Origin of the sequence: Roseburia porci, assembly GCF_009695765.1 — a bacterium.
GTDB lineage: Bacteria > Bacillota > Clostridia > Lachnospirales > Lachnospiraceae > Roseburia > Roseburia porci.
In genome coordinates this window covers 161,564-168,616 of the sequence record NZ_VUNI01000004.1, presented here as the reverse complement: position 1 = coordinate 168,616, position 7,053 = coordinate 161,564, and the positions used below count along the sequence as shown (strand labels likewise).

Below are 7,053 nucleotides of genomic sequence, written 5' to 3'. Positions count from 1 at the left end.
CAGCAGTTCTTTTTCGTGCTGTCAAGGGTGGCGGACGTCTGCCACAACCTCTAATATCTACAATTTTCAAGGTTCATCTGAGCCTAATTTTTTAACTCAGTTTTTTCATATCTTATTTGACACTACCTTCTTTAAAATATCGTGTATTTAACAGTTTCGGCCAAAATCCGAAAACCTCCGGTTTCCGACTTTTGCCTTTGTGTATATAATATCATTCAATTATTGTGATTTACTATAGTTAAGATTAACCTTCTCTTAATTTTATATTCCTGCCATCTGAAGTAATTGTTCTGCCCGTTGTTCCCATGTATGCCCTTTTTCAGTTAAGGTTCTGCCAGCCTCTAATATCTGCTTTCTTCGCTCATCCTCCGACAACAGCAGTCTGATTTTCTCCACTGCCTCCTCCGGATGATTCAGATCATAATAGCAGACGCCGTAACCCTCCGGAAGTTCCTCACAAAGATACCCGCTTCGATCCGACACGCATACCGCACCGTTTAAAATGGAATTAAACACACGGTCATGCGCTCCATCCTTAAACCACGGCATCACATTTAAAGATACTTTTGCCGTTGTCAGTGCCCGAAGACAGGCTTTTGAATCTGTCTGTGGAAGGATCGTAAGATTCTCTTTATGCGTTAATGCAAGCTTCTCCCAGCCTTTTCCGATCACGGTTACCGGAATTCCTGCATCGCATACTTCCGCAACAATTTTTCCACGGAAAAAATTCCGTAAATACAGATCAATAAAGATCATTTTATGTAAAGCAGGTCTTAAATCCTCCGGTGAATTTGCACCCATCTCACGTTCACAGTGTGAAAGTTCTACCGCTTCGACTGTCCACTCCGGATGAAGGATCAGTTCATCAATGATTCCCTGATAAAATGCAGCATATTCCTCGTTAATCCAGTGGATATTCTTTTCAAAAAAAGCAGGTTCCGTGTAATTCCCGGTAAAAATCACATCCACTGTTCCCGCCTCGGTTTTCTCCTCAGATTCCGGATAGCAGCTTCCCGCAAGCGGCAAAAAACCGGCATCATCAAATTCCGGATAAAATTCCTGGAAATACTTCTGATGATTCCGGTCTATGCTCAAATGATGATAATTCCGAAGAAGCCCCGGTTGAAGCTTCTCATCACTGAGAAGCTCCCGGAGTCTGTTATCATAGAAATACGGATGATCTGCTGCAATGTTATAACATGGAATCTGATATTCCTGCCAGACATATCCCATGTCCGGGCTATAAATTCCCTCTTCCCGCTCAAGACCTTCAAAATTAAAGGTAACCAGTATCGTATGCCCCGGTTTTATGAACTTCCTTACACGTTTAACCGAGTCCTTTACATTGTGTAACTGAAACACAAAAACGGATATTCCCATGTTTCTCCATGTCTCTGCCATCTGCTCTGAGAAATAGTCCAACGTTTCCACGCCGCCGTTCATAACAATTATTTTTGTTATTTTTCCCATTTTCTATGTCAAACCTTTCTTCTGGACAATTAGTGCATCGGATCTAAAGGATATTTATCTGTCAATGTTTTAACGATGGCTTTTGCCTTCTCTACAGCCGGCTCACCTTCCTTGATCAGCATTGCGATTGCCTCTGCGACCTGATCGAAATCATCCTCTTTTAATCCTCTGGATGTTGCTGCCGGTGTTCCAAGACGGATACCGCTTGTTACAAATGGTTTCTGAGGGTCATTCGGAATTGTATTCTTATTTGCTGTAATATTGGCTGAATCCAACAGTTTTTCGATGGCTTTTCCAGTCAGGCCAAAGTTGGTAAGGTCAACTAACATCAGATGATTGTCCGTACCACCAGATACGATCTTAACGCCTCTGTTCATAAGCCCATTACACAGTGCCTGTGCGTTTTTCACGATCTGTTTCTGATATTCTTTGAATTCCGGCTGAAGAGCTTCTTTAAAGCATACCGCTTTTCCGGCGATCACATGCATGAGCGGTCCACCCTGAATTCCCGGGAAGATAGCTTTGTTGAAATTATATTTATCCGCAACTTCCTGGCTGCATAAGATCATTCCGCCACGTGGTCCACGCAATGTCTTATGTGTTGTTGTTGTAACAACATCCGCATATGGAATTGGACTTGGATGAAGGCCGGCTGCTACAAGACCTGCAATGTGTGCCATGTCAACCATAAGTACAGCACCGCATGCATCTGCGATTTCTCTGAACTTTTTAAAATCGATCGTTCTTGCATATGCAGATGCACCTGCAATGATCATCTTAGGTCTGCATTCCATTGCCAGACGCATTACCTCATCATAATCAATGAATCCCTGATCGTTTACACCATAAGGAACAACCTTGAAGTATGTACCTGAGAAATTGACCGGTGATCCATGTGTCAGATGTCCGCCGTGATCCAGGTTCATTCCCATAATCGTATCGCCTGGTTTTAAAATTGCAAACTGTACTGCCATATTGGCCTGTGCACCAGAATGTGGCTGTACATTGACATACTCACAGCCAAATAATTCTTTTGCACGGTCTCTTGCAAGATTCTCAACAACATCTACACACTCACAGCCTCCGTAATATCTTCTTCCCGGATACCCTTCTGCATATTTGTTTGTGAGGATACTTCCCATTGCAGACATCACTGCAGGACTTACCCAGTTCTCAGAAGCGATCAGCTCAATATGACTGTTCTGTCGGTTAAATTCATCTGTAATTGCTCCGGCAATTTCCGGATCTGTTTTCTGAATATCTTCTAATGTGTACATAGGCTTCTTAACTCCTTTTCTCTCACGATCTGATTAAATTGTCAGACTAAATTTGCTATCATTATATACAAACTGAATTTATAATGCAATTTAATTAATTATGTTCTGTTATAACATTTTCTTATATCATCCATAAGGAGCCACTCTCCATTTGAAATATAAATATGTAAGAACCACAATCTGAATCAATAAAATCAAAGGCATTCCAATCACGAATTTCATATGTTTCGTTTTGTGCCGGAACAGGTACATGCCAGCCAGACTGCCAACACTTCCACCGAGCAGACTGATCAGAAACAATGTTTTCTCCGGAATCCGCCATGCATGTCTTTTCGCCCGTGATTTGTCAATTCCCATCATCATAACTCCTACGATGTTCATAATAACGACATACAAAAATGCCACTGTAAGCATCTCCATTTGTATTTTCCTCCTTTTTTCTATAAAGATTAAGGTGCCAAAAGGTGACTTTTAATTTTTGATTTAGCAAATTACACAAAGCAGTGCCTATTATGCCCCCTAATTTCATAAAATAAAACAACAGCCGCATCGGATATGGATGCGGCTGTCTGAGAAATAATCTGCCTGATTATTTTTCTTTTTTTACAATTCTGTTCTTGCCAAGATGAAGTTTCATAATAAACCACAGCTCAGTTGCAATAAAGATAGATGAATATGCACCGGAGATCAGACCGATCATCAGTGGCAGTGCAAATTCACGGATTGAAGCAACTCCAAGAATATAAAGCACGATTACCGTGATTAATGTTGTAATCGAAGTATTGATGCTTCGTGCCATCGTCTGTGTCAGTGATTTATTTGCAATCTCTGTCAGATTTTCCTGTGTCAGCTTATTCGTACCGCGCAGATTTTCACGAATTCGGTCAAAGATAACGATAGTATCGTTGACGGAATAACCTACGATAGTAAGCATGCAGGCAATAAATGTTCCACCAACCGAAATACGGATCAGCGCATATGCGGTAAGTACAACAAGAACGTCATGTACTAAAGCAATGATTGCACTGCTTGCAAAGCGGATATCTTTGAATCGGAACCAGATATAAAGCAACATGAAAATACATGCAACAATAACCGCTGATACCGCATCACGTTTCATCTCGCCACTGATTGTTGAGCTGATACTCTGTGATGTGATTGTTGTCTTATCTACGTTAAACTTGTCTGCCAGCACCTGTTCCATCTCCTGACGTTCGTCAAGATCCAGAGTTCTTGTCTTGATCACAATGTTGGTGCTCTCATCAACTGTTGTTGCCTGGATCGCAGAATCTCCGGTAATCTTCTCAATCTCCGGAACAATCTCAGACTCGATCTCGTCAATTGTATATTCCTTGCCAAAATCAGCAGTTGTTGATGTACCACCAACAAACTCCAGACTGTAATTCAAAGCTCTTCCTGTAGATGCATGATATCCGATCATTCCGACAATACCAGCACCGATTACAACAAGTGAAATTGCAAAATATACAAATCTGTATTTGATAAAGTTGATTGCTTTTCTTTCTTTTGCTCTGCCGTAGAATTTTTCAGAGCGAACTCCTACTGCATACATTGCACGCATCAGTGTTCTTGTGATAAAGAGTGCACTGAACATAGACAGGATAATAGAAATCATCAGTGTATATGCAAATCCCTTTACCGTACCTGATCCAAGAAGCATCAGGACAAGTGCCGCAATAAAGGTCGTTACATTACCATCCACGATGGCAGATAATGCCTTTTTATAACCTTCCTCAATCGCAAGACGAACTGTTTTGCCCTTTGTGATCTCCTCACGGATTCGCGCAAATATAATAACGTTTGCATCAACCGCCATACCGATACCAAGGATAATACCCGCGATACCAGGCAATGTCAGTGTAATCTCAAATAAGTAAATGAATGCGATCGTAAGTGTAATATAAATACCAAGTGCGATAGATGCTGCCACACCTGAGATACTGTACATTACGATCATGAAAAGCATAACAAGTGCAAGACCAATCACACCAGCCTTCACACTGGTTGCAAGTGCCTGGCTTCCAAGAGAAGCTCCTACAACGCTGGATTCCAGTTCGGATAATTTCAGGTTGATTGCACCGATACGGATAAATGTTGCAAGTTCTTTGGCTTCATCATAAGAACCCATTCCCTCAATTACACCAGCTCCGTCAGTGATTGCACTTTTTACGGTTGGAACGCTTACGAAATGATCATCGTAATAAATTCCGATGCTGTCGCCGGAAGCTGCTGCCTCTGTTGTGGCATCTGCAAAAATCTTTGCGCCATCATCTGTCAGTGAAAAGCTTACAACCGGTTCCTTGCTTCCTGTTGCACTGTCTGACTGATAAACAGCCTCTGCCGATTCAATATCGGTACCAGTGAGGATAACGGAACCATTATCAATCAGATCCTGAACATCATAATTCAGTTTAAAGCTCTTGGATGAACTGTCATAGCTGTAGTTTGCATTACCATCCGCATCATGCTCTTTAATAATGTAAAGTGATCCTGGGCTTCCCAGGTCCTCCAATACTGCGTTTGCATCTGTTACACCAGGAATTTCAACCGTGATACGGTCATCCCCTACCTGATAAACAGAATACTCTGTACTATAGTTCTGGGCACGCTCTTCCAATTTGGAAATTGTGTCATCGATGTCCTCCTGTGAAGGATTCTTATCATCGATCTGGTATGTAATTGATACACCACCCGAGAGATCAAGACCAAGCTTGATTGAGTTTTTATCCTTACCATTTTCCGTTGCGGAAAGAATGGTCGAAGCGTAATATCCGAGTCCAACTAAGCAGGCCAGGATAACAACGAGGATAACAACGCCTTTACTCTTTTTCATTGTTTTTTACCTTCCTATCTTTATTCTTCTGCCTCTGCGGCTTTTATCATAATCGCGCATTCCACGCGTTTTCTCTGTAATTCGCAGCCAATATCATAGGCATCCAGAATATTTCCATGGAAATTGTAAGAGTTTGCTGCACATCCGCCGCTGCAATAGAATCTTGCGAAACATTTTCTGCATTTTTCTTTTGCGTAAACGTTACAGCATTTGAACTCATCACGGATCTCAGTTTTCTGTACTCCATCCCATACATTGCCCATCAGGAAATCTTCATTTCCAACAAACTGATGGCAAGGATAAAGATCACCCCATGGAGTTACAGCAAGATACTCTGTCCCTGATCCACATCCGGATAAACGTTTTGCCACACATGGTCCACCTTCCAGATCAATCATGAAATGGAAGAAATTAAAGTCCTTATCGGTTCCATGACGTTTTACCATCTCTGCGGCAAGCTTGTCATACTCTTCAAAGAGCTGTGGAAGATCTGCTTCCTGAATCGCATAAGGATCGGTCTCCTGTGCAACAACCGGTTCCACAGAGATCTGTTTAAAACCAAGATCAGCCAGATGCAGTACATCGTTGGAAAAATCTGTATTGTAATGTGTAAAAGTACCACGCACGTAATATTTTTCCTGATTACGGCTGTCTGCAAATTTCTGGAATTTTGGAACGATCAGATCGTAGCTTCCAGCGCCTTTTCGGAATGGACGCATACGGTCATTGACTTCTTTTCTTCCGTCAATACTGAGTACGACATTGTCCATTTCCTTATTGGCAAATTCCATAATATCATCATTCAAAAGTACGCCGTTCGTTGTCAGTGTAAAACGGAAATGCTTGTCCTGTGTCTTCTCAATCTCTCTTCCGTATGCAACCAACTGCTTTACAACATCGAAATTCATCAGTGGTTCTCCACCGAAGAAATCCACTTCCAGATTACGTCTGTTACCGGAATTGGCAACAAGGAAATCCAGTGCCTGTTTACCGGTCTCATAAGACATCAATGCTCTTCTTCCATGATATTCACCTTCCTCTGCAAAGCAGTACTGGCAGGCAAGATTACAATCATGCGCAATATGTAAGCAAAGTGCCTTTACAACTGTTGGACGCTTTTTAAAATCTGTAATATATGTTTCATAGGAGTCCTCTGTAAAAAGATCTCCGTTGTCTTTCAATGTCTGAACTTCTTCAATTGCCTCTTTGATCTCTGTTTCCGGATAACGGTCTTTTAAAGCTGCAATAATTTCCCCGGCAGAATGCTCCTCAAACATTCCGATGACATCATAAGTTACATCATCTACCACATGAATGGCGCCGCTGTTAACATCTAAAACAATATCATAGCCGTTGTTCTTATATTGATGAACCACTATAATATCCTCTCTTTCTCTACTTTTCATTAACGAACAAATGACCGCACGCATCGCGAACGGTCGTTTGAATCAT

The 7,053-nt window shown here is 41.6% G+C and carries 5 protein-coding genes; all 5 read right to left on the bottom strand.

Going from position 1 to position 7,053, the window contains the following annotated elements; translation table 11 throughout:
• Nucleotides 1–261: 261 nt before the first annotated feature.
• The 5 genes from FYJ75_RS04225 to scfB all read right to left on the bottom strand — a co-directional run bounded on the left by FYJ75_RS04225 (nt 262) and on the right by scfB (nt 6,977).
• Nucleotides 262–1,470 (bottom strand): glycosyltransferase, encoded by a 1,209-nt coding sequence (locus FYJ75_RS04225; protein WP_154429157.1) that lies wholly within the window; start codon nt 1,468–1,470, stop codon nt 262–264.
• 29 nt (nt 1,471–1,499) lie between these two features.
• Nucleotides 1,500–2,747, bottom strand: coding sequence for a serine hydroxymethyltransferase (gene glyA, locus FYJ75_RS04220; RefSeq protein ID WP_154429155.1), 1,248 nt, complete (start codon nt 2,745–2,747; stop codon nt 1,500–1,502).
• 126 nt (nt 2,748–2,873) lie between these two features.
• On the bottom strand, nt 2,874–3,167 hold the full coding sequence (locus FYJ75_RS04215) for a DUF1294 domain-containing protein (RefSeq protein WP_331467436.1): 294 nt from the start codon (nt 3,165–3,167) through the stop codon (nt 2,874–2,876).
• A gap of 169 nt (nt 3,168–3,336) precedes the next feature.
• Nucleotides 3,337–5,601 (bottom strand): protein translocase subunit SecD, encoded by a 2,265-nt coding sequence (secD, locus tag FYJ75_RS04210; protein ID WP_154429153.1) that lies wholly within the window; start codon nt 5,599–5,601, stop codon nt 3,337–3,339.
• A 20-nt stretch (nt 5,602–5,621) separates the two neighbouring features.
• Nucleotides 5,622–6,977 carry a thioether cross-link-forming SCIFF peptide maturase gene (gene scfB, locus FYJ75_RS04205; protein WP_328596856.1) on the bottom strand — a complete coding sequence of 452 codons (1,356 nt, stop codon included), beginning with the start codon at nt 6,975–6,977 and terminating at the stop codon, nt 5,622–5,624.
• Nucleotides 6,978–7,053 lie beyond the last annotated feature (76 nt).

Coding starts and splice junctions, on each gene's coding strand:
- FYJ75_RS04215 (WP_331467436.1), bottom strand. CDS start 3,167: ATGGAGATGCTTACAGTGGCATTTTTGTATGTCGTTATTATGAACATC.
- FYJ75_RS04225 (WP_154429157.1), bottom strand. CDS start 1,470: ATGGGAAAAATAACAAAAATAATTGTTATGAACGGCGGCGTGGAAACG.
- glyA (WP_154429155.1), bottom strand. CDS start 2,747: ATGTACACATTAGAAGATATTCAGAAAACAGATCCGGAAATTGCCGGA.
- secD (WP_154429153.1), bottom strand. CDS start 5,601: ATGAAAAAGAGTAAAGGCGTTGTTATCCTCGTTGTTATCCTGGCCTGC.